This is a genomic window from Micromonospora sp. NBC_00898, assembly GCF_045207895.1.
Lineage (GTDB): Bacteria > Actinomycetota > Actinomycetes > Mycobacteriales > Micromonosporaceae > Micromonospora.
In genome coordinates, this window is the sequence record NZ_CP108775.1 from 2,494,383 (window position 1) to 2,516,390 (window position 22,008).

General features: G+C 69.6%; 18 protein-coding genes and 1 pseudogene. 15 read left to right on the forward strand and 4 right to left on the reverse strand.

Annotated elements, in window-relative coordinates:
* Positions 1-17 precede the first annotated feature (17 nt).
* Positions 18-758, reverse strand: a complete 741-nt coding sequence (locus OG799_RS12205; RefSeq protein WP_406045144.1) for a DUF998 domain-containing protein — start codon at positions 756-758, stop codon at positions 18-20.
* A 110-nt stretch (positions 759-868) separates the two neighbouring features.
* Between OG799_RS12205 and OG799_RS12210 the strand changes: the two are divergent.
* From OG799_RS12210 to OG799_RS12225, 4 genes and pseudogenes are all read left to right on the forward strand, one after another.
* A pseudogene (locus tag OG799_RS12210) lies at positions 869-1,003 on the forward strand (hypothetical protein); the annotation flags it as partial.
* Positions 1,004-1,091: 88 nt separating this feature from the next.
* Complete coding sequence (locus OG799_RS12215; protein ID WP_406045145.1) at positions 1,092-2,354, forward strand: MGDG synthase family glycosyltransferase; 1,263 nt, start codon at positions 1,092-1,094, stop codon at positions 2,352-2,354.
* Between the two features lie 461 nt (positions 2,355-2,815).
* Positions 2,816-3,097 (forward strand): SHOCT domain-containing protein, encoded by a 282-nt coding sequence (locus tag OG799_RS12220; RefSeq protein ID WP_406045146.1) that lies wholly within the window; start codon positions 2,816-2,818, stop codon positions 3,095-3,097.
* Positions 3,098-3,365: 268 nt separating this feature from the next.
* Entirely contained in the window at positions 3,366-4,052 is a 687-nt protein-coding gene (locus tag OG799_RS12225; RefSeq protein ID WP_406045147.1) for a DedA family protein, read from the forward strand.
* A gap of 170 nt (positions 4,053-4,222) precedes the next feature.
* On the opposite strand, the gene OG799_RS12230 is transcribed toward OG799_RS12225, so the two are convergent.
* The gene (locus OG799_RS12230; RefSeq protein WP_406045148.1) at positions 4,223-4,867 is read right to left on the reverse strand and encodes a DUF2461 domain-containing protein; all 645 of its coding nucleotides are present in this window, start codon (positions 4,865-4,867) and stop codon (positions 4,223-4,225) included.
* 279 nt (positions 4,868-5,146) lie between these two features.
* Here OG799_RS12230 and OG799_RS12235 point away from each other — a divergent pair, with 279 nt between their 5' ends.
* The 3 genes from OG799_RS12235 (at position 5,147) to OG799_RS12245 (ending at position 8,821) form a co-directional block, all read left to right on the forward strand.
* A complete protein-coding gene (locus tag OG799_RS12235; protein ID WP_406045149.1) occupies positions 5,147-5,314 on the forward strand; it encodes a hypothetical protein in 168 nt (55 codons plus the stop codon).
* Positions 5,315-5,741: 427 nt separating this feature from the next.
* Positions 5,742-7,853, forward strand: coding sequence for a PQQ-dependent sugar dehydrogenase (locus tag OG799_RS12240; protein WP_406045150.1), 2,112 nt, complete (start codon positions 5,742-5,744; stop codon positions 7,851-7,853).
* A 20-nt stretch (positions 7,854-7,873) separates the two neighbouring features.
* Positions 7,874-8,821 carry a sugar phosphate isomerase/epimerase family protein gene (locus OG799_RS12245; protein ID WP_406045151.1) on the forward strand — a complete coding sequence of 316 codons (948 nt, stop codon included), beginning with the start codon at positions 7,874-7,876 and terminating at the stop codon, positions 8,819-8,821.
* A gap of 85 nt (positions 8,822-8,906) precedes the next feature.
* On the opposite strand, the gene OG799_RS12250 is transcribed toward OG799_RS12245, so the two are convergent.
* Both OG799_RS12250 and OG799_RS12255 read right to left on the reverse strand, forming a co-directional pair.
* A complete protein-coding gene (locus OG799_RS12250; protein ID WP_406045152.1) occupies positions 8,907-10,397 on the reverse strand; it encodes a CoA-acylating methylmalonate-semialdehyde dehydrogenase in 1,491 nt (496 codons plus the stop codon).
* Positions 10,394-11,698 carry an aspartate aminotransferase family protein gene (locus tag OG799_RS12255; RefSeq protein WP_406045153.1) on the reverse strand — a complete coding sequence of 435 codons (1,305 nt, stop codon included), beginning with the start codon at positions 11,696-11,698 and terminating at the stop codon, positions 10,394-10,396. The genes OG799_RS12250 and OG799_RS12255 overlap by 4 nt, the downstream gene beginning before the upstream one ends.
* 129 nt (positions 11,699-11,827) lie before the next feature.
* On the opposite strand from OG799_RS12255, the gene OG799_RS12260 reads away from it, so the two are divergent.
* From OG799_RS12260 to OG799_RS12295, 8 genes are all read left to right on the forward strand, one after another.
* Positions 11,828-13,432 carry a PucR family transcriptional regulator gene (locus OG799_RS12260; RefSeq protein WP_406045154.1) on the forward strand — a complete coding sequence of 535 codons (1,605 nt, stop codon included), beginning with the start codon at positions 11,828-11,830 and terminating at the stop codon, positions 13,430-13,432.
* Between the two features lie 240 nt (positions 13,433-13,672).
* Positions 13,673-15,232 carry an NCS1 family nucleobase:cation symporter-1 gene (locus OG799_RS12265; protein ID WP_406045155.1) on the forward strand — a complete coding sequence of 520 codons (1,560 nt, stop codon included), beginning with the start codon at positions 13,673-13,675 and terminating at the stop codon, positions 15,230-15,232.
* A complete protein-coding gene (locus OG799_RS12270) occupies positions 15,229-16,071 on the forward strand; it encodes a nitrilase-related carbon-nitrogen hydrolase (RefSeq protein WP_406045156.1) in 843 nt (280 codons plus the stop codon). Before OG799_RS12265 ends, OG799_RS12270 begins: the two co-directional genes overlap by 4 nt.
* Positions 16,068-17,471 carry a dihydropyrimidinase gene (gene hydA / locus OG799_RS12275; RefSeq protein WP_406045157.1) on the forward strand — a complete coding sequence of 468 codons (1,404 nt, stop codon included), beginning with the start codon at positions 16,068-16,070 and terminating at the stop codon, positions 17,469-17,471. Before OG799_RS12270 ends, hydA begins: the two co-directional genes overlap by 4 nt.
* Before the next feature lie 12 nt (positions 17,472-17,483).
* Positions 17,484-18,476 carry a TIGR03842 family LLM class F420-dependent oxidoreductase gene (locus OG799_RS12280; protein WP_406045158.1) on the forward strand — a complete coding sequence of 331 codons (993 nt, stop codon included), beginning with the start codon at positions 17,484-17,486 and terminating at the stop codon, positions 18,474-18,476.
* Between the two features lie 138 nt (positions 18,477-18,614).
* On the forward strand, positions 18,615-19,214 hold the full coding sequence (locus OG799_RS12285; RefSeq protein WP_406045159.1) for a TetR/AcrR family transcriptional regulator: 600 nt from the start codon (positions 18,615-18,617) through the stop codon (positions 19,212-19,214).
* Positions 19,211-20,839 (forward strand): isovaleryl-CoA dehydrogenase, encoded by a 1,629-nt coding sequence (locus tag OG799_RS12290; RefSeq protein WP_406045160.1) that lies wholly within the window; start codon positions 19,211-19,213, stop codon positions 20,837-20,839. The genes OG799_RS12285 and OG799_RS12290 overlap by 4 nt, the downstream gene beginning before the upstream one ends.
* Positions 20,840-21,377: 538 nt before the next feature.
* Positions 21,378-21,923 carry a GNAT family N-acetyltransferase gene (locus tag OG799_RS12295; RefSeq protein ID WP_406045161.1) on the forward strand — a complete coding sequence of 182 codons (546 nt, stop codon included), beginning with the start codon at positions 21,378-21,380 and terminating at the stop codon, positions 21,921-21,923.
* The last annotated feature ends 85 nt before the right edge of the window (positions 21,924-22,008 follow it).

Consider the following 22,008-nt stretch of genomic DNA (forward strand, 5'->3'; position numbering starts at 1 on the left):
GAGGGTGTCCAGCCGCTCTAGCGCCCGCCGTCGGCGGCCGGCGAGGCACCCCGGGACGGCTCGCCGCCGGTCCGGCAGAGCCGCGCGGTGAGCAGCAGCACGACCACCTCGCCGAGGCTGACCGCGCGTTCGAGCAGCCCCACCGCCGGGCGCAGCGGCGAGGCGACCAGGTACGCGGCCACGAAGGGGAGCAGGGCCAGCAGGCAGCCCGCCGAGGCCACGAGCACGGCGCCGGCGCAGCGCCCCGGGTGCCGGACGGCGGTCAGCAGCGCGCCGACCGGCAGCCCGCACAGGGCGGCGACCGCGGCCAACCGGTGGATGTCGCCGGCGACAGTGGCCGGCGCGCCGACCGGGTCGCGGGGGAACGCGACCAGCACGGTCAGGCCCAGGCACCACGCGCCGAAGGCGACCCGGGCGGCGAGGGCCCGCAGCCGCCCGGTGCGCCGCGCCGCCGGTCCGGCGAACGGGGCTAGCAGCAGTGCGGACCCGGCGGCCAAAGCGAGCACGGCCGCGCCGAAGAGCCACCCGTCGCGGGTCAGCGCGTAGTCGCTCAGGGTGTCCCGCACCGGGTGGACGCGGTGGGCGGTCACATGCAGGACGCCGAACAGCAGCATGCTCAACGCGGGCGCGCAGAGGCCGGCCGCGCGGGTGGCACGGGCCGGAAGGTCTGGATCGGCGCCGACGGTCACGGCGCCTCCGACGTCGACGACGGCTGCGGCCTCGATCGGGCGCCCGACGGCGGGGCGGACGGTGGTCACGGTTGCGGCTCCTCACCCCGCGGGCCTCGCGGGGCGAGCGACATTCCCGCTCGACGACTCCGCACACCCACCCGACCGGGTGACGTGCCGCGCCGACGGTCAGCGCAGGTCAGTCGTCGCCGAGCGAGCTGCGGCTGGCTCAGGAGTACGGCCTGAGCCGGACGACGGTCCGGCGGGCCATGGCGCTCCTCTGCCGGGATGCCCGAAATTGGCCCGGCGACCATCCAGCCTTAAGCCGGTTGTAAGCAATCACCGCCTACTGTCCTGACACCGCCCGCGGGTCGGACCCGGACCGCAGCGTCCCCCGCACCCCGCACCGCAGAAGGAGACTTGGTGTCCAGCCACAGCGCCCGCGAGGGGGACGCCCCCGACCACGTGTTGATCGTCACCGGCGGGGTCGGTGCCGGCCACGACGGGGCCGCGGCCGAGCTGCGCGCCCGGCTGGAGCGGGCCGGCCTCCGGGCGGAGGTACGCGACTTCCTCGACGCCGTGCCCTGGTTCTGCCGGCTGGTGCTGTGCAAGGGATATACCGGCAGCGTCCGCTACGCGCCGGCCCTGTTTGAATGGGTGTTCCAGGGCGTCGAGCGCGGCACGTGGGTGAACCGGGTCGTGGACGGGATGTGCCGGGTCGCGCAGCGGCGGGTGGGCCGCTGGGCGGAGGGCTTCCCGGTCGTGGTGTCCACCTATCCCCTGGCCAGCCAGTCCCTCGGCCAGCTGCGCAGGACCGGGCGGCTGGACGCCACGGTCGTCACGTACCTCACCGACCCGGCCGTACACCGGCTGTGGGTGCATTCCGACGTCGACCACCACGTGACGGTCACCGAGGCGACGGCGGCGATGGGCACGCGCGAGTTCGGCGTGCCGATGCGCGCCGTCGGCGGCCTGGTGTCCCCGACGTTCGAGCAGGAACACACGGCGGCGCAACGGATCGCGACGCGCCGGGCAGTCGGCCTCCCGGTGGACCGGCGGGTGGCGCTGCTGGTAGCCGGTTCCGAGGGCATGGGCGAGGTGGTTCCCACCGTGGACGCGATCGTGGCGTCCGGGGTCGCCGACGTGTTGGTCCTGTGCGGACGAAACGAGCAGCTGCGCCGCCAGTTGTCCGGCCGGGACCGGGTCGTGGCGCTGGGCTGGCGCTCGGACGTGGCCACGCTGATGGCCGCCTCGGATGTCTTGGTGCACAACGCGGGCGGGCTGTCACTGACCGAGGCGCTGACCGCCGGCCTACCGGCCGTGACGTTCCGCCCGATCCCCGCGCACGGTCGTGCCAACGCCGAGCTGCTCGCGCGGGCGGGGCTGGTGCCGTGGCCGCAGGACGACGCGGAACTCGCGGCCGCGATTGTCTCGCAGTGCGAGGCCGGCCGACAGGACCGACGGGTGGTGCTGCGCGACCAGGACGCCGGCCTACTTGTGCGCTCGCTGCTCGACCGGGACGAATCGTTGCTGAGTTCCGCCGAACAGACACCCGCGTACAAGCCAGCTCGAAACCCGGTCATGCTTGCAACCGGGCACTCTTCCCAGGCGCGCCCCACGGCCCTGAAGCTGACCGCGTTCAACCCGAGACGCGGTCACCGAACCCGTTCGAGTCGGATTTCCTAGGCTTGACCCGACCGCTCGAAGAACGCCCGGCTGATCTTCAGCTAGGGAGCACGCGGACGGCCGTTCGCGACCCAAAAATCGAGACCCAGAAACAAGAAACCACAGGCCACAGGCCACGGGCCTACGGTCGAGCTCGGAGCTCATTAGGAAGCTGCCGTTGCGCGTACTCGGCCATGGCCCGGCCCGACTCGGGCGGCGGCAACGGTGCGGCCGTTGCCGCCGCGGTTCGCCCCTCCGACCTGCATGGTGACGGCCGGACGTTGCTGGATGTGGGGTTTCCGAGCGAAAGGCCGTTGCCGTGCAGCTCCCAGGTGGTGTCCGCGGTAGCGCGATGTGGGAGCCATGTACGTTCTGCGGCGTACTTCCGGTGTCGTTGCGTGACCGAGACGGCAGCATTGCCTGCGGGCGATGCTCGGGGCATACGGCAAGTAGGAGCGAGCCCGATGCCGAGGGAGATTGTGATGTTGGCGGAAGTAATGCGCTACGGGGTGTACGCCCACCCAGGCCCGGGGTGGGCGGATGGGCACGGCCCTTGGGACGGCGGGCCGGGCTGGTGGCTGATCTTCCCTGTCCTGTTCTGGCTGGTCGTGCTGTCGTCCCTCGGTTACCTGATCTACCGCAGGTCGCCGGTGCGGTCAGCGCGGAGCGCGGCAGAGCGCATCCTCGCCGAACTCTACGCTCGCGGTGAGATCAGCGAGGAGGAGCTGAAGCAGCGCCGAGCCGTCCTGCGGGGCAAGTCATGAGGACCGCCCCGGCATGGCCGGGGGGCAGCTGAGATCATTGGCGCCCGCCAGCGACCGGGGCCTGCCGGTGCCGGGGGCAACCCTGTCGAGCCGAGATCCGGCGGTCGCCGGATCTCGGCCATCACGGCCGTGCCGAAACTGAGCCCCCCCACACCCGATGGTCAGGATTCGGGCGGCGTCGACGCCATGACGAACTGGCCGCCCAGTAGCCACCGCGACGTCAGGCCGATGTCCGGCGACCGATGCCTTGTCGGCCGAACCTGACTAGGTGTTCGACACGGTCGACGCGACGTTGGCCACGGTCGCGGGAAGTCCCTGGGTGCTGCTCGTCGTGGCGCTTGTGGCAGCGGTAGATGCACTCGTCCCACTGGCACCGAGCGAGAGCACCGTGATCGCGGTCGCCGTGGCGTCAGCCGCCACCGGGCGCCCACCGCTGGTCGTCGTCGTGGTCGCGGCGGCGCTCGGCGCATACGGTGGTGACCGGCTGGCGTACGGCGTGGGCCGCCGGTTAGGCCCGGCGATGACCGCCCGGCTACGGCGGCGTCCGAGAACTCGCGCCATGGCCGAGCTGGCACATCGCGTTATCCACCGGCGCGGTCGCACGCTGATCGTCTTCGGCCGCTACCTGCCGGGTGGGCGCTCGGCGACCGCGGTCACCGCCGGCCTGGTCGGCTACCCGTTGGGCCGGTTCCAGCGGTTCACCGCGCTGGCGGTCACCGTCTGGGCCGTCTGGGCGGCGCTGCTCGGCTACGGCAGCGGCGCACTCTTCGACAGCCACCCCACCCTGGGACTCGCCCTCGCCTACACCGTCGCGGCTACGTTGGCCGTCGTCGTCGGGCTGGCCCGCCGCCTGCATGCCTTTAGACCTGCGAGCACCACCCGGCCGGCGGGTGCACCCACAGCCGGCGAAAGCGACACCGGCGGCGGCCCCAAGAGTCCAGGACGGCAGCCTTGAAGCCGGTCGCTAACCAGGTCGGCAAACCGGTCGAGCAGCAAGCCGAGGCCGCAGATGACCAGCCAGGGTAGCGATTCTTCCCCGGCCAGCGGCACCTGGACCCGCAGGGCCGTCGGACAATCGTCTTGCCCACCGGCCGGGGCGACGTGTCGCTGAGTTGCGGGGCGGGCTCAGCGCTCCCGCGTTGGCATCGTGGAAGGTCCTACGTGCCGATCGAGCCAGTCGCCGAGCGTCCGCGTTGTGTGCAGGAACTCCACGATCCGGCGCTTTGCCGCGGCCGTACCCAGCCAGCTGGCCGCCGGCCACTGTTTCCAGGCAACCAGACCCTTGTTACGGAGCAGGTCGACCCGCGGGTGATCGCGCGGATATCCCCGCGGCGCGGTCTTGAGCGTCTCGTGGCCACCGACCTCGATCCGGTGACGCTCAATCACCGCAATGATCCCTTGCAGCTCTCCGCCGCTGGCGTCGTCGGCCACCGCCCGGCGGTACCGCTCCAGCTGGTCGGTGGCCATCATCCACATCCTGTTGCCGGCGGCCAGGCCGTCGGCGGAGAGCTGGACGTACCCGCGGTGCTCAAGCACCGCCCCGATAGCGGTCTTGTACGGTGATTTGTCGGCGCTGAACCGGACGTCTCGATTTGGCCGGAAGATCTTGCCCTTGCCGAACGCCGGCTCCAGCTCGGCGAGCAACTCCGTCATCGGAGTGCGCACCTTGTCGTCGTAGATGGTCCTATGCGCGGTCCAGTACGTCTTTGAGTTGTCGGCCGCAAGTCCCTCGTAGAACTCCAGGGCCTCGGCCGGCCATCCTCGGAACACTACGATGCCGAGGGTATCGCGCGGACCCGTAGTCGGCGGAAGGGTTGGTGGCCGCCCGAGCGAGGTAACCGGTGTCCGGCGCGCTCGGCAGGCCCTCGTCTGCCCAGGATGCATCCACTTGCTGCCCCACACCTACGTCATCACGGCAGGGCTTGGTGCGGTATCAGCTGGCACAGTGCGCCACAGCCCGGCGGAAAGGGCCAGCATCCAGAGGATGAACAGCTCGCCGACCCGGACGCGCTCGCCATGGCCGGCTATGGCGAGCGGCAAGGTCAGCCGGTGCTGCTCGGCCGCTCGCACTGGACCGGCATCGCCCGGACGGCCGTCGGCGACGTCGGTGCCCGGCCGTACCTACGGCGGCACGCAGCCGAGGTGCAGGTCGTGCCGTGCGTCGACGTCGCCGACGATGGCGACATCGACATACCCGCGGACATCCGCGAAGCCTGACCGCACAGTCGCGCCCGCTGCTGGTCTGGACCCGGCGAGTCGGCCGTTGTGCCAGCACGGACACCAGCTTTCGTCAAGGTGGAGAAAAGTCAGGCCTCCTCTTGACGAAAGCCATGGACATATGAACATATGTTTTGTAGCTTCAGCGGCGTGACGATGTGGTTCGCCGAGGCAAACCGACACGGCAGGCGCGGCTTCAGGGGCCAGACCGCGGTCGAGACATCGGCACGCAACGACGGCTGCTCGCAGCCGGTCACCACCTGACTCAACACCGACCCCCTACCTCCCAGGATCCTTCGCCCGTCGCCGAGCAGCAGCTGCGACGGGCGACTCAGTAGTGCCCAGACACCCACACCGCCCACAGAGGAGCAAAGAAGCCGTACGTCCCCGACCTGCCCCGATCAGTCCTCAGTGAAAGGAGAGGCAGATGAAGAGACGACTCGCGCTCGCCGTAGCGGGCCTGACGACCACCGCCCTTGTCGCCACGCCAACCGTCTCGATGGCCGAGCCAGGCGCGACAAGCGCCCCGCCGGAGACGAACTTCCAGAAGGTGACCCTCAACGACCACCCGGGCGAGCCGATGGACCTCGCAGTGCTGCCCGACAGCCGGGTGCTGCACGTGACCCGCCCCGGAGAGGTCTGGCTGCACGACCGTGTCAGTGGCCGGAACACCGTCGCCGCGACGCTGGACGTCTACCGGCACGACGAAGAGGGCCTGCAGAACGTCGCGATCGATCCCAACTTCGGCAAGGCCGGTAACAACTGGGTCTACCTGTACTACTCGCCGCCGATGAACACCCCGGTCGACGACCCGTCGACCCCGAACGTCAACGAGGGCGACGCGCCGGGCTGGGGCACCGCGGAGGACTTCGCGAAGTTCAAGGGGGCGATCCGGCTGTCCCGGTTCCGGCTGGTCAAGGACAAGCTGGACCTGTCCACCGAGCAGCAGATCATCGACGTACCGGTCGACCGGGGCATCTGCTGCCACGTCGGTGGGGACATCGCCTTCGACGCCAAGGGCAACCTGTACCTGTCCACCGGTGACGACACCAACCCGTTCGAGTCCGACGGCTACGCCCCCATCGACGAGCGCCCCGGCCGCAACCCGGCGTACGACGCGCAGCGCACCGCGGCCAACACGAACGACCTGCGCGGCAAGATCCTGCGCATCAAGGTCGGCGCCAACGGCGGGTACACCGTCCCGGCCGGGAACCTCTTCCCGGCGGGCACGGCCCGCACCCGGCCCGAGATCTACCTGATGGGCCTGCGCAACCCGTTCCGGATCGAGCTGAACCGCCAGACCGACGAGCTGTACGTCGCCGACTACTCGCCCGACGCGGGCCAGGCCGATCCGCTGCGCGGGCCAGCCGGGCACGGCAAGTGGGCGGCCGTCCGCAAGGCCGGCAACTACGGATGGCCCTACTGCGCCACCGCGCAGCTGCCGTACGTGGACTACGACTTCGCCACCGGCCAGTCCGGGCAACCGTTCAACTGCTCGGCGCCGGTCAATGAGTCGCCGCACAACACCGGGCTGCGGGAGCTTCCCCCGGTTGCGCAGCCGGACGTGTGGTACGGCTACGGCCCCTCGGCGCAGTTCCCGGAGCTGGGGACCGGCGGCATCGGACCGATGGCCGGTCCGGCGTACCAGTTCGTCTCTCCCACCACGCGGGGACGCGCACCGGTGGCCTGGCCCGCGTACTACGACGGCACGCCGCTGTTCTACGAGTGGACCCGGGACTACGTGAAGGGCTTCCGGCAGGACTCGAGCGGCAGCCTGAGCGGGATCGAGCCGGTGCTCCCCTCGTTCACCTTCGACAACCCGATGGACCTGGAGTTCGGCCCGGACGGCGCGCTCTACGTGCTCGAGTACGGCGACGGCTTCTTCAGCGAGAACCCGGACGCGCAACTGGCCCGGATCGACTACACCGGCTGGAAGGGCAACCACACCCCGGCGCCCCAGGTCTCGGCCACGCCCACCAACGGGCTCGCGCCGCTGACCGTGACGTTCTCCAGCGAGGGCACCACGGACGCCGACGGCGACCGGCTGTCGTACGCGTGGGACTTCGACAACGACGGCAAGGTCGACTCGCGCGCGGCGGACCCGACGTTCACGTACCAGAAGAACGGCCTCTACAACGCCACCCTGAACGTGAGCGACCCGGGCGGACTGTCGGCCGCCGCATCGGTCCGGGTGGTGGTCGGCAACGCCCAGCCCGTGGTGGAGCTGGTCAAGCCGGTCGCGGGCCAGCCCTTCAAGTTCGGCGACGTTGTCCAGTTCGAGGTACGGGTGACCGACGACCAGCCGGTGGACTGCGCGACGGTCAGCGTCACGTACGTCCTCGGCCACGACCAGCACGGTCACCCGCAGACCACCGCCAACGGCTGCACCGGCACGATCCAGACCACCGTGCCATCCGGCCACGACCCGGCGCACGACAACCTGACCGCCGTGTTCGTCGCGTCCTACACCGACCCGGGTGGGGACGGCCTGCCGTCCCTGACCGGAACGGACCAGGTCGTCCTGGTCCCCACCGCCTAGACCCACGACAGGGAGTCATCATGTGTTACGGATTCGACGGAGAAGCCGCCCTGCGGCGGTCCGTCATCGACCGACGGAGCCTGCTGCGCGGTTCACTGGCGGCGGTCGCCGGTGTCGGCCTCGCGGCGTCGGGGATCGGCGCAACGGCCGCGTCGGCCACCACCCGCACCACCGGACGCCAGCAGGTACCCCCGGGCCTGATCAGCATTCAGCTCTGGACGGTACGCGACGCGCTGTGGGGCTCGCCCGGGTACGACGCGACTCTCACCCGCCTCGCCCAGATCGGCTACCCGAAGGTGGAGCTGGCACTCGGCTACTTCGGGCGTAGCGCTGCCCAGCTGCGCCAGTTCCTGGACAGCATCGGCATCAAGGCCAGCTCCAGCCACGACGGGATCAGCGGGGACGCCGCCGGGCTGGAGCAGAAGATCCAGAACGCGGTCACCCTGGGCCAGTCGTTCATGGTGGTGCCGTACCTGTACTCCGAGCGCGAGGACGAATGGAAGCGCTGGGCGGAACAGATGAACGTCGAGGCCGCGGCGGCGGCCGCTGCCGGCCTGCGCTACGGCTACCACAACCACGCCCACGAGTTCACCATCGACCTCGGCGGTGGCCGGCGCCCCTGGGACGTGCTGACCGAGGAGCTCGATCCCAGCCTCGTACACCTGGAGGTCGACCTCTACTGGGCCGTCACCGGCGGCATCAACTCCGGCGACGGAGTGGCCGACCCCGAGGGCTTCGCGTTGGACGTCATCCGCTCCGCGCCGCAGCGGGTCCTGCAGTACCACGTCAAGGACCGGCACGCGTCCGACGGCGACATGGCCGACCTGGGCACCGGGATGATCGATTTTGCCCGGATCTTCCAGGAGCACTCGGTGCTCGAGTACATCGTCGAGAACGACACCCCCGATGTGACACCGCAGCAGACGGCCGAGGTCGGCTACCGCTACCTGCGCAAGCTGCGGTTCTGACGAAACCGGGCAGGCCCTTTCCCGCGTAGCAGGGAGCATTGCTCCCTGCTACGTACGGGTTCAAGACCGGCTCCACTTCCGGTGTTCAGGTGTTCTGTGGGAAGCCGAGGTTCACTCCACCGTGGGACGGGTCGAGCCACCGACTGGTGACCACCTTGGATCTGACGAAGAAGTTCACCCCCTCCGGCCCGTACGCGTGAGCGTCACCGAACAGTGAGTCCTTCCAGCCCCCGAAGGAGTAGTACGACACCGGGACCGGGATCGCGACGTTCACCCCGACCATGCCAATCTCGACCTCATTCTGGTACCGGCGGGCTGCGCCGCCGTCGTTGGTGAAGATTGCCGTGCCGTTGCCGTACCGATTGGCGTTCACCAGCTCGACGGCGGCGTCGTAGCTGGGCACCCGCAGCACCGAGAGCACCGGCCCGAAGATCTCGTCGCTGTAGATGGACATGTCGGTGTCGACGTGGTCGAAGAGGGTCGGTCCGAGCCAGAAGCCGGCTTGCTCACCGTCGATCGGGTGGCTCCGCCCGTCGACCACCAGCCGCGCCCCCGCGGACCGACCAGCGTCCAGGTATGACACCACCCGGTCGCGGTGAGCACCGGTGACCAACGGTCCCATCTCGCAGCCCGGGCGACGGCCGTCTCCGACATGCAGTCCGGCGATCCGCTCGCTGATCTTGCCGACCAGCTCGTCACCGACCGGGTCGACCGCCACAACGGCGGAAATGGCCATACAGCGCTCGCCGGCCGAGCCGAAGCCGGCCGAGACGGCCGCGTCGGCGGCGAGGTCGAGGTCGGCGTCAGGCAGGACGACCATGTGGTTCTTCGCGCCGCCGAGCGCCTGCACCCGCTTTCCGTGGTGGGTGCCCGTCTGGTAGACGTAGCGGGCGACCGGGGTGGAGCCCACGAACGAGATGGCCTTGACGCTGGGATGCTCGAGAATCCGGTCGACCGCTTCCTTGTCGCCGTGCACGACGTTGAGGACACCGTCCGGCAGCCCGGCCTCCGCGAACAGCTCCGCCAGGAAGTTCGACGCGGACGGGTCCTTCTCGCTCGGCTTGAGCACCACGGTGTTGCCGCACGCGATCGCGTTCGGCACGAACCACAGCGGCACCATGGCCGGGAAGTTGAACGGGGAGATCACCCCGACCACGCCGAGCGGCTGGCGGATGGCGTACACGTCCACCTGGGTCGAGGCGTTCTCGCTGAACCCGCCCTTGAGCAGTTGCGGGATGCCGCAGGCGAATTCGACGTTCTCCAGCGCACGCTGGATCTCCCCCGCCGCGTCGGAGAGCACCTTGCCGTGCTCGGCGGTGATGATGTCGGCGAGGTCGGACCGGCGGGCGTTGAGCAGTTCCCGGAAGGAGAACATCACGCTCATGCGCCGAGCGAGGGATGCGGTGCGCCATCGGGAGAACGCCTCGCCGGCGGCGGTGACCGCCTCGTCGACGACCGCGGCGGTCGCGAGATCGACCTGTCCGGTGACCTGGCCGGTGGCGGGGTCATAGATGTCACCGGTGCGCTCGGCGACACCGTTCCATGGCTTGCCGCCGATCCAGTGGGTGGTCCTCATCGCTGCTGCACCTCCTTGGCCACGGCCTCGATCGACTGGGTGAGGATCTCGAGCGCCTCCTCCGCCTCGGCCTGCGTCAGGGTCATCGGCGGCGCCAGGCGGATGACGTTGCCGTACAGGCCGCCCTTGCCGACGAGCAACCCTCGTTCACGCGTCTCCTCGAGCAGGGCGGCGGCGGCCGCCGGGTTGGGCGCGCCGTCGGGTCCGACGAACTCGAGCGCGATCATCAGGCCCTTGCCGCGTACGTCGCCGACCACGGGTTGCGCCGCGGCGACGGCGCGCAGGCCGTCGAGCAGGCGGCTGCCCAGCTTCGCGGCGTTGGCCTGGAGGTCGTGCTCCAGCAGATAGTTCAGCGAGGCGAGAGCGCCGGCGGTGACGAGCGGGTTGCCACCGAAGGTGGAGATGGAGTTGGCCCGCAGGCAGTCCATGAGGTCAGGACGGGCGACCACGCCGCCGATCGCGAGGCCGTTGCCCAGGCCCTTGGCGAAGGTGATCGCATCGGGCACGACGTCGTGCGCCTGGATTCCCCAGAAGTGCTCGCCGGTGCGGCCCCAGCCGGTCTGCACCTCGTCGGAGACGAGGAGGATGCCGTACTCGTCGAGCACCTTTTTGAACTCGCCGAACAACCCGTCGGGCGGGGTGGCGAAGCCACCGACCCCCTGGATCGGCTCAACGATCATGCACGCGACGTCTCCCGCCGTCGTCGTTTCGATGATCTCGCGCAGGTCGGCGACGCAGGCCTTGGTGTAGTCCGCGTCGGACAGATCGCGGAACGGGCTGCGGTAGCGGTAGCCGCCGTGCACCCAGCTCACCTTGATCGGGCTGAGGGCGCTGGCCGACCACCCGCGGATGCCGGTGATCGCGACGGTGGCGAATGCGCGGCCGTGGTAGGAGTTGCGTAGTGCGAGCACCTGCTCGCTGCGCCGGTGCTGGGTGGCGAGCATCAGCGCCGTCTCGTTCGCCTCGGTGCCCGAGTTGGTGAAGAACACCTTCGCGTCCGGGATGCCGGACAGTTTCGCGATCTTCTCCGCGAGCTCGACCTGCGACTTGATCAGGTACAGCGTGGAGGAGTGCAGCACGCCGGTGTCGACCTGCGACCGGATCGCGTCGCTGATCTCGGCCACGTCGTAGCCGATGGCGTTGGTGAGAATGCCGGCGAAGAAGTCGAGGTAGGTCCGTCCCTCGCGATCGGTCACCCGGCGGCCCTGCGCGCTGGCGATCTCGATCGGCTGCTCGTAGTACAGCGCCAGCCATTTCGGCATCACGGACCGGTGTCTGGCCAGCAGCTCGCGGTGCGCCATCGCGCCCTCCCTCTCTCGTCCGTACGGCGAGTGTGGCGGCAATCGTTGTCCAACCGCTATGCACAACCTGTGCCGCTCTGGGGGCAATGCCATTACGTTGTGTGCATTCCCGCCAGTGGGGAGGCAGGGATGTACCCCTCCGTCGCAGAAGCCATCGCACTGCCGGTGATCCGGCGCGCGAAGCCGCAGGTGGTCGCCGGGTCGGCCGGCATGCAGGGCCGCGTCCGCTGGGTCCACGTGGCGGAGGTCGCCGACATCGCGCACCTGCTGCGCGGCGGTGAGCTGGTGCTGACCACCGGAATCGCGCTGCCGGACGAAACGGCGGCGCTCACGAGGTACGTGGACGACCTGGCCGCGGTCCGGGCGGCGGGACTGGTGATCGAGTTGGTCCGGCGGTGGAGTGACCACCTACCAGAGGCGCTGGTGGCAGCGGCCGACCGGCACCGGCTCCCACTGATCACGCTCGCGGAGGAGACGCGGTTCGTGTCCGTCACCGAGGCGGTGGTGGCGTTGATCGTCGACGCGCAGCTCGCCGAGCTGCGGGCCGCCGAGCAGGTGCACGAGACGTTCACGTCGCTCACCGTGGCCGGGGCGGAGCCGGCCGAGGTGCTGCGCGAGGTGGCCAGGATCTCCGGACTGCCGGTGGTGCTGGAGACGCTGGGGCACGAGGTGCTCGCGTACGACGCGGCCGGGCAGAATCCCACCGAGCTGCTGGCGGACTGGGGTCAGCGGTCGCGGTCCGTGGCCGCGCCCGAGCGGACGGCCCACGACGAGGAGGCCGGCTGGTTGGTCACGATGATCGGCGCGCAGGGCGCCGACTGGGGGCGCCTGGTCCTGCTCTCGCCGGATCCTCCGCCACACCGGCACGTGGTGGTCGCGGAGCGGGCCGCGTCGGCGCTGGCAGTGCATCGGCTCGTGGCGCGCGATCGAGAGAGTCTGGAGCGGCAGACCCACCGGATGCTGCTCGCGCAACTGCTCGGTCAGGCAGTACCGCCCCCGGATCTGGCCGCCCGGGCGGCCGCGCTGGGCGTTGGCCTCGATCGGCGGCAGCTGATCGGGGTGGCAATCCGTCCCGGGATCGTGACGCCACGCGTCCCTGCGCTGGCCACGCAGGAGGTGTTGCGCGACCTCGCGGAGGCGACCGCGTTGGCCGCGCGGCGGGTGGCCGTGCCCGCCCTGGTGGGCATCGTGGACGACACGAGCGTTCGCGCCTTGTTGTCGCTGCCCGCGCAGGCCGGGGTCGACGGGGTACTGCGCCGGTTGGCCAGGGAGGTGCACCGCTCCGCGTCCGGTCCGGTACTGGTGGCGGTCGGCACCACGGTGTCACACGTCGCCGAGGTGCGCCGCAGCCTGGGCGAGGCCGCCCATGTGGCGGGGGCGGCCCTACGCTCCCCCGCCACGCAGCTTTACCACAAGCTGGACAATGTGCGCCTGCGCGGCCTCCTGCATCTGCTGCGGGAGGACGAGCGGGTGCGGGCATTCGCGGACCGCGAGTTGGGTCCGCTGCTGGCGCGGGACGCCAACCAGCGCAGCCGGCTCGTGGAGCTGCTGCGCTGCTTCTGCGAGCAGGGCGGGAACAAGTCGGCGGCGGCCGCCGCCGCGCACCTGTCGCGTACGGCCTACTACCAGCAGCTGTCGCGGATCGCGCAGGTGCTCGGGGTGTCGCTGGAGGACCCGGAGTCGATGCTGTCGCTGTACGTCGCGCTTCTGGTGCACGAACTCGACGACGCCTGACCGGTCAAGGGGCCAGCAGGAGGCCCCAATCCATCCGCCGCGCCGATTGACAGCCCGGTGCGGGCATGCCGTGGACACAGTGTGCCCCGATCATGCCAAGCGTGGACACTTTGCCGCTGCCCGTGGCGGGTCCGGGACACCCACCATTCCGAGATAAAGATCGAGCTTATCCGCCCCCACCCGCAGCACCCGCGCCGGTTGTCCGGCCACTGTTGCGGCAGCGTAACAGCGAGGTGAGCGATGGCCGTTGAACCCCTGCCCCCCGCCGAAACCACCGCGGTCGAGCCGGGCACACAGATCACCCATCCGGATGGCCGAGTCGAGCTGCGTGACTTCTCCACGATCGCCGACAGCCCGTACTTCAACGAAGAGCTCGCTCCGGTACCCATCGAGAAGCGCACCTGGACCACGTACAACTTCGCGGCGCTGTGGATCGGCATGGCGCACAACATCCCCACCTACCTGCTCGCCGCCGGGCTCATCCAGCTCGGCATGAACTGGGTGCAGGCGTTCCTCACGATCACGCTGGGCAATCTGCTCGTCCTGATCCCGATGTTGTTGAACAGCCACGCGGGCACGAAGTACGGCATCCCGTTCCCGGTCTTCGCCCGCGCGTTCTACGGTGTGCGCGGCGCGAACCTCGTGGCTCTGCTGCGCGCCTTCATCGCGTGCGGCTGGTTCGGCATCCAGACCTGGATCGGCGGCGAGGCGATCTACGCCATCGCCGGGAAGCTGCTGGGTTCCTGGTGGGTCGATGCGGCGACGGTCATGGACCACCCGTGGACGCTGTGGGCCTCGTTCTTCCTGTTCTGGGTGATCGAGATGGCGATCATCTGGCGGGGCATGGACACGCTGCGGCGCTTCGAGAACTGGGCGGCGCCGTTCGTCATCGTGGTCGCCGTCGCCCTGCTGATCTGGGTCATGGTCGAGGCGGGCGGGCTCGGCCCGATCCTGTCCGAGCCGTCGAAGCTGGGCTGGGGCGCCGACTTCTGGAAGCTGTTCGCCCCGTCACTGATGGCGATGATCGCTTTCTGGGCGACGCTCTCGCTGAACATCCCCGACTTCACCCGGTTCGGCGGCAGCCAGCGGCAGCAGGCGTACGGCCAGGTCCTCGGTCTACCCACCACGATGTCGTTCTTCGCCCTCCTGTCGATCATGATCACCTCGGGCACGGCCGTGATCTACGGCGAGGCGATCTGGGACCCCATCCAGCTCGCGGCCAAGTTCGAAAACCCGCTGGTCGTCGCACTCGGCCTGTTCACGGTCGTGGTCGCCACGCTGTCGGTGAACGTCGCGGCGAACACGGTCAGCCCGGCGTACGACTTCTCCAACGCCGCACCCCGACTGGTCAACTTCCGGACCGGCGGCCTGATCACCGGCGTGCTCGGCATCCTGATCCAACCGTGGCGCCTGGTGCAGGACCCCAACATCTACATCTTCGTCTGGCTCGGGTTCTACGGCGGCCTGCTCGGCGCCGTCGCCGGCGTACTCATCGCCGGATACTGGGTCCGCTACCGCACCAGCCTCCAACTGCCCGCCCTCTACCGCCCCGAGGGCAGGTACTGGTTCTCCGGCGGCTGGAACTGGGCAGCGGTTCTCGCCACCGCCGTCGGCGCGGTCCTCGCCGTGGGCGGCGCCTACTCCGCTCCCGGCAAGGGGCCGTTCCCCTCCGACGGGCTCATCCCGTTCCTCAAGCCGCTCTACGACTACAGCTGGGTGGCCGGTCTGATCGGCGGGTTCGTCGTCTACCTGGCGCTGTCGCTACCGCGCACCGCCCACGCCAAGGGGGAAATCCGATGAGCAACATCATCCGAGCCGGGCTGGTGCAGCAGAAGTGGACCGGCGACAAGGACTCGATGATCGCCAACGCGGTCGAGGCCATCCGCAGCGCCGCGTCCCAGGGCGCACAGGTCGTCTGCCTGCAGGAGTTGTTCTACGGCCCGTACTTCTGCCAGATCCAGGACGCGGACTACTACTCGTACACCGAGGAGATCCCGGACGGGCCGACGACCGCGCTGATGCGCGAGGTCGCCGAGCAGCACGGCGTGGTGCTGATCGTGCCGATGTACGAGCAGGAGCAGCCGGGCGTCTACTTCAACACCGCCGCGGTGATCGACGCCGACGGCACCTACCTCGGCAAGCACCGGAAGAACCACATTCCGCAGGTGAAGGGGTTCTGGGAGAAGTTCTACTTCAAGCCCGGAAACCTCGGCTATCCGGTGTTCGACACCGCCGTGGGCCGCATCGGCGTTTACATCTGCTACGAGCGGCACTTCCCTGAGGGCTGGCGCGCACTGGGGTTGGCCGGCGCGAGGATCGTCTTCAACCCCTCCGCCACCAGCCGCGGCCTGTCCGAGTATCTGTGGCGGCTGGAGCAGCCCGCCGCCGCGGTCGCCAACGAATACTACGTCGGCACGATCAACCGAGTCGGCGTGGAACCCTTGGGCGACAACGACTTCTACGGCCAGTCGTACTTCGTCGACCCGCGCGGGCAACTGGTCGGCGAGGCGGCGTCGGACACCGAAGAAGAGGTCGTGGTGCGCGATCTGGACATGGACCGGCTGGCCGAGGTCCGCGACCTGTGGGCGTTCTACCGCGACCGCAGGCCCGAAACCTACGAGTCGCTGGTGAAGCCATGAGCATCGTCATCCGCAACGGAACAGTCATCAACGCGACGGGGGCCTACCCGGCGGACGTGCTGGTGGAGGGCGAGCGGATCACGGCGCTCGCCGCGCCTGACTCGGGTCTGGCTGAGCAGTGGGCGTCCGGCGCCGAGCGCGTGATCGATGCCGCCGGGAAGTACGTGGTGCCCGGCGGCATCGACGGCCACACCCACATGGAGATGCCGTTCGGCGGCACGTTCTCGGCCGACAATTTCGAGACCGGGACGATCGCGGCGGCCTGGGGCGGCACGACGACAATCGTCGACTTCGCCGTGCAGGCCAAGGGAACGTCCCTGCTGTCCGCGTTGGACAAGTGGCACAGCAAGGCCGACGGTAACTGCGCGATCGACTACGCCTTCCACATGATCGTCTCGGACGTCAACGACACGTCTCTCAAGGAGATGGAGGCCTGCATCGACGCGGGCGTCAACACGTTCAAGATGTTCATGGCCTATCCGGGTGTCTTCTACGCCACCGACGGGGAGATCCTGCGGGCGATGCAGAAGGCCCGGGACACCGGGTCGATGATCATGATGCATGCGGAGAACGGCATCGCGATCGACCAGCTCATCCTGCAGGCGCTGGCCAGCGGGCGCACCGAACCCGTGGAGCACGGGCTGACCCGACCGCCCGAGCTGGAGGGCGAGGCCGCCTCGCGGGCGATCGCGCTGGCAAAGGTCACCGGCTCGCCGCTGTACATCGTGCACCTGTCCGCCGCGCACGCCTTGGACGCGGTCACCCGGGCCCGGGACACGGGCCAGAACGTGTTCGCCGAGACCTGCCCGCAGTACCTGTTCCTGTCGTTGGATGATCTGGCCAAGCCCGACTTCGAGGGCGCGAAGTACGTGGCCTCTCCCCCGTTGCGGCCCAGGGAGCACCAGGCGGAACTGTGGCGGGGCCTGCGCACCAACGACCTGTCGCTGGTGTCCACCGACCACTGCCCCTTCTGCTTCAAGGACCAGAAGGAGCTGGGCCGCGGAGACTTCTCCAAGATCCCGAACGGGATGCCGGGCGTCGAGCACCGGATGGACCTGCTCTATCAGGGCGTCGTCAAAGGCGAAATCACCCTGCCGCGCTGGGTCGAGATCAGCTCGACCACGCCCGCCAGGATGTTCGGCCTCTACCCGCGCAAGGGCGTCATCGCTCCGGGCGCGGACGCGGACATCACGGTGTACGACCCGACGGCCAGGCAGACCATCTCGGCCAGCACCCACCACATGAACGTGGACTACTCCGCGTACGAGGGCATGGAGTTGACCGGGAAGGTCTCCACGGTGCTGTCCCGTGGTCGGGTCGTCGTCGACGACGACGCCTTCCACGGCGCGGCCGGGCACGGCAGGTTCCTGAAGCGCGACCTCAGTCAATACCTGGTCTGACAAGGAGGAGCCGTGGACTTCGGTGTCGTACTGCAGACCGACCCGCCCGCTCGCGACGTCGTGGCGGGCCTCGCCGCCGCCGAGGACAACGGGTTCCGCTACGGGTGGACGTTCGACTCCTGCGTGCTGTGGCAGGAGCCGTTCGTCATCTACTCCCAGGTTCTCGCCGCGACCAAGCACCTGATGGTCGGGCCGATGGTGACCAACCCGAGCACCCGCGACTGGTCGGTCACCGCGTCGCTCTTCGCCACGCTCAACGACATGTTCGGCAACCGCACGGTGTGCGGGATCGGCCGCGGCGACTCGGCCCGCCGGGTCATCGGCCAGCCGCCGGCGAGCCTGGCCACACTGAAAGAGGCCATGCACGTGATCAAGAAGCTGGCCGAAGGCGACGAGGTCGAACACCACGGCACGCCGGTGCGCATCCCGTGGGTGCGTGACGGCAGGCTGGAGATATGGATGGCCGCCTACGGCCCGAAAGCGCTGCGGCTGGTCGGCGAGCAGGCCGACGGCTTCATCCTGCAGACGGCCGATCCCGACATCGCCCGTTGGACGATCGGCTCGGTACGCGACGCGGCCACCGCCGCAGGCCGGGATCCCGACTCGATCACGATGTGCGTGGCCGCGCCCGCCTACGTGGGAACGAACCTCGCGCACCAGCGGGATCAGCTGCGCTGGTTCGGCGGCATGGTCGGCAACCACGTGGCCGACCTGGTCGCCCGCTACGGCGACTCCGGGGTCGTGCCGAAGGCGCTGACCGACTACATCAAGGGCCGCGCGGGCTACGACTATTCACACCACGGCCGCGCCGGCAACCGGTCCACGGATTTCGTCCCCGACGAGATCGTCGACCGGTTCTGTCTGCTCGGACCCGAGTCGGCACACGTCGGCCGGCTGCAGGAGCTCAAGGAGATCGGGGTCCACAACTTCGCCCTCTACCTCATGCACGACGACAAGGAGAAGACCCTCACCTCGTACGGCAAGGATGTGATCACGCACGTCTAATCCCAGGGCGCGAATGCGCGGTGGGCGCGCCCACCGCGGCATCATCGCCGATCATCGCTCAAGAACCGCAATTTCCGAGGCCGGCCGGCCCGACACGACACCTTGCCGATAAGGATTGAATGATGGTTCAATCCTTGCGTGGCCTACCGGAGCACCGAGCGGGTGAAGGCTCGGCTGAACGCTTCCCGGGAGCGGATCATCGCCGCGGCGTTGGGAATCATGGCCGAGCACGGGTATGCCGGCTGCTCGATCGCCGCCGTCGCCGAGCGGGCCGGCCTGGCGACCGGCAGCGTCTACCGCCACTTCCCGACCAAGGCCGACCTGTTCGCCGAGGTGTTCCGCACGGCCTCGCAGCGCGAGGTCGACGCGGTCGCGCGCGCCGCAGCGCTGGAGACCACCGCCGCCAAGCAGATGTCCGCCGTCGTCGAGACGTTCGCCGGGCGCGCGCTGCAGTCCCCGCGGTTGGCGTACGCCCTGCTCGCCGAGCCGGTCGACGCGGCGGTCGACGCCGAGCGGCTCGTCTTCCGTCGTGCGTACGCCGAACTGATCGCCGGCCACGTCGTGGCCGGTGTGGCGAACGGTGAACTTCCCCCACAGGACCCCGACCTGACCGCGACCGCGCTCGTCGGCGCCCTGGCCGAGGCCATGGTCGGTCCGCTGGCCGCCGGCGTCGCCGGCCCGGAGACCATCCCCGCCCTGATCGCCTTCATCCACCGCGCGCTGGGAGTATCGCCGTGACGACGCACGAGGTGTTCAACCAGGTTCCACCGCTCGCCGGCTACGACGCGGCGGACGACCCGGCACTGCTCGACGGGCTCGAGCGGGAGGGCGCCGGCTGGGCCGCCGCCGAGCTGCACGAGCTCGGCCGGCTGGGCGGCACCGAGCAGGCCATCGAGTACGGGCGGCTGGCCAACGAGCATCCGCCGGTCCTGCGCACCCACGACCGCTACGGCCATCGGATCGACGAGGTGGAGTTCCACCCCGCCTGGCACGAGCTGATGCGCACCGCGATCACGCACGGCCTGCACGCCGCGCCGTGGGCGGACGACCGGGTGGGCGCACACGTGGCCCGGGCCGCCAAGTTCTACACGTGGCGCCCCGACGCCGGCCACGGCTGCCCGATCTCGATGACCTACGCGGCGGTGCCGGCGCTGCGGCACAATCCGGAGCTCGCGGCGCAGTACGAGCCGCTGATCACCGCCACGACGTACGACTTCGGGCTGCGTTCGCCGCTGACGAAACAAGGGCTGCTGGCGGGCATGTCGATGACGGAGAAGCAGGGCGGCTCGGACGTGCGCGCCAACACCACCACCGCCCATCCCGAGCCGGACGGCACCTACCGGCTCGTCGGACACAAGTGGTTCACCTCGGCGCCGATGTGCGACATCTTCCTCACCCTCGCCCACGCGCCAGGCGGGCTCACCTGCTTCCTGGTCCCGCGCGTCCTTCCCGACGGCGCACGAAACCCGATGCGGCTGATGCGCCTGAAGGACAAGCTCGGCAACCGATCCAACGCCTCGTCCGAGGTCGAATACGAGCACGCGGTCGCCTGGCGCGTCGGCGACGAGGGCCGTGGCGTCCGCACGATCATCGACATGGTCAACCTGACCCGCCTCGACTGCGTCATCGGCGCGGCGGCCGGGATGCGCCAGGGGGTGATCACCGCCGCCCATCACGTCACCCACCGGCAGGCCTTCGGCCGGCACCTCGTCGACCAGCCGCTGATGCGCAACGTGCTGGCGGACCTCGCGGTCGAATCCGAGGCCGCCACCATTCTCATGCTCCGCCTCGCCGGAGCGACCGACCGATCCGCCCGCGGCGACGCCGGCGAGACCGCGTTCAAGCGGCTCGCCCTCGCGGTCGGCAAGTACTGGGTCTGCAAGCGCTGGCCGGCACACGCCGCCGAGGCCCTCGAGTGCCTGGGCGGCAACGGCTACGTCGAGGAGTCGGGCATGCCGCGGCTGTTCCGCGAGTCGCCACTGAACTCGATCTGGGAGGGCTCCGGCAACGTCGCCGCATTGGACGTACTGCGCGCTCTCGCCAAGGACCCCCAGGTCATGGAGGCGTTCCAGGCCGAGGTGAACGCCGCCGCCGGCGCCGACGCGCGGCTCGACGCCGCGGTCCGGCAGGTGCAGGCCGACCTGTCCGACCACGGCGACCCCGAACTGCGGGCCCGCCGCATCGTAGAACGGCTCGCCCTGGTGCTGCAGGGCTCGCTGCTGGTGCGGCACGGCCACCCCGCCATCGCCGACGCCTTCTGCGCCTCCCGGCTCGGCGGCGACCACGGCCAGGCATTTGGCACACTGCCGACCGGTGTCGACTTCGCCACGATCATCTCCCGCGCCACGCCGAAGGTGGGCTGACCGAGAGTGCCGCGGCCGCCGGCGGTGTCCATGCAGGCACACGGATTCGCCGGCGGAGGCCATCGTGGGTTACGTCAACCGGCGGTAGACCGGAATCTCGTCGATCGGCACACTCCGATGCACCGCGACCGGACCGGGTGGCCCTCGCGGGTGAAGAAGTCCTCCCACTCCCCGGCGGGCAGCCGCACCGCCACGACGTGACACCGGGTTCGGTGACCGGGGCGACGAGCAGGTCGTCGCCGAGCTGCCGCTGCTGCGGCCAGTCCCTCGGCGAGAATCGGGCGCTGGCGGGGAGTCAGCGCCGTCAGGTCTGTCGCGCCGCGGGATGCGGCCTGCCCGGCCATTCGGGCGGTGCTCTGGGCCAGGTGCGCGATGAGCAGGTTGAACTCGACGGCCAGCCGGTCGAGATGATCGAGATCAGATCCTCACGTCCACCGGGTACACCCAACACCATTTTCTTAGGACGACTTTAGCCGCACGACTGGCCGAGCAGTTATTCGTTTGTCGGCCCATGGCGGCGCCGCCTACGGTCCCGACCATGCCTCTTCGGAAAGAACAAGCCCACGACCGTGAACCGGTTCGCTCCATCCACCGGCGTGCCTTCGGCGGCGAACATGGCGACACCGTGGCTGAGCTGGTGGACGCCCTGCGCCGCGACGATCCCACCGCTGTGTCCTTCGTGTCCGAGGAGACGGACGAGGTCGTGGGGCACGTAATGTTCAGCCGGTGCCTGCTCGACGCCCCGCGGCGACTCGTGGACGTCACGTCACTGAGTCCGCTCGCCGTCGCCCCGGAGTGGCAGCACCGCGGCATCGGTTCGGCGCTTATCCGCCGTGGTTTGCAGGAACTCGATGAACGCGGAGTGCCGCTGGTGTTCTTGGAGGGTGACCCGCGTTACTACTCCCGTGTTGGCTTCGGTCCCGCGGGAGAACACGGCTTCCGTAAGCCGTCCTTGCGTATTCCTGACTGGGCCTTTCAGGTAGTCAGGCTGTCGGCATACGAGCCCTGGATGACCGGAACGTTCGTCTATTCGGACACGTTCTGGAGGCACGACTGCGTCGGTGTGCGCGACGAGGACGGGTGATCTGTGCGACTCGACCGGCGCGCGGTACCGACAGGCCGCAGGCAAGGAATGCCGTGTTCGGGCACTCAAGGGCGGCCCAAAACCG

Excerpts from the sequence above, each read along its gene's own strand:
- OG799_RS12220 (WP_406045146.1), top strand. The coding sequence starts at position 2,816 with ATGTTGGCGGAAGTAATGCGCTACGGGGTGTACGCCCACCCAGGCCCG.
- OG799_RS12240 (WP_406045150.1), top strand. The coding sequence starts at position 5,742 with ATGAAGAGACGACTCGCGCTCGCCGTAGCGGGCCTGACGACCACCGCC.
- OG799_RS12245 (WP_406045151.1), top strand. The coding sequence starts at position 7,874 with ATGTGTTACGGATTCGACGGAGAAGCCGCCCTGCGGCGGTCCGTCATC.
- OG799_RS12250 (WP_406045152.1), bottom strand. The coding sequence starts at position 10,397 with ATGAGGACCACCCACTGGATCGGCGGCAAGCCATGGAACGGTGTCGCC.
- OG799_RS12255 (WP_406045153.1), bottom strand. The coding sequence starts at position 11,698 with ATGGCGCACCGCGAGCTGCTGGCCAGACACCGGTCCGTGATGCCGAAA.
- OG799_RS12260 (WP_406045154.1), top strand. The coding sequence starts at position 11,828 with ATGTACCCCTCCGTCGCAGAAGCCATCGCACTGCCGGTGATCCGGCGC.
- OG799_RS12265 (WP_406045155.1), top strand. The coding sequence starts at position 13,673 with ATGGCCGTTGAACCCCTGCCCCCCGCCGAAACCACCGCGGTCGAGCCG.
- OG799_RS12270 (WP_406045156.1), top strand. The coding sequence starts at position 15,229 with ATGAGCAACATCATCCGAGCCGGGCTGGTGCAGCAGAAGTGGACCGGC.
- hydA (WP_406045157.1), top strand. The coding sequence starts at position 16,068 with ATGAGCATCGTCATCCGCAACGGAACAGTCATCAACGCGACGGGGGCC.
- OG799_RS12295 (WP_406045161.1), top strand. The coding sequence starts at position 21,378 with ATGCCTCTTCGGAAAGAACAAGCCCACGACCGTGAACCGGTTCGCTCC.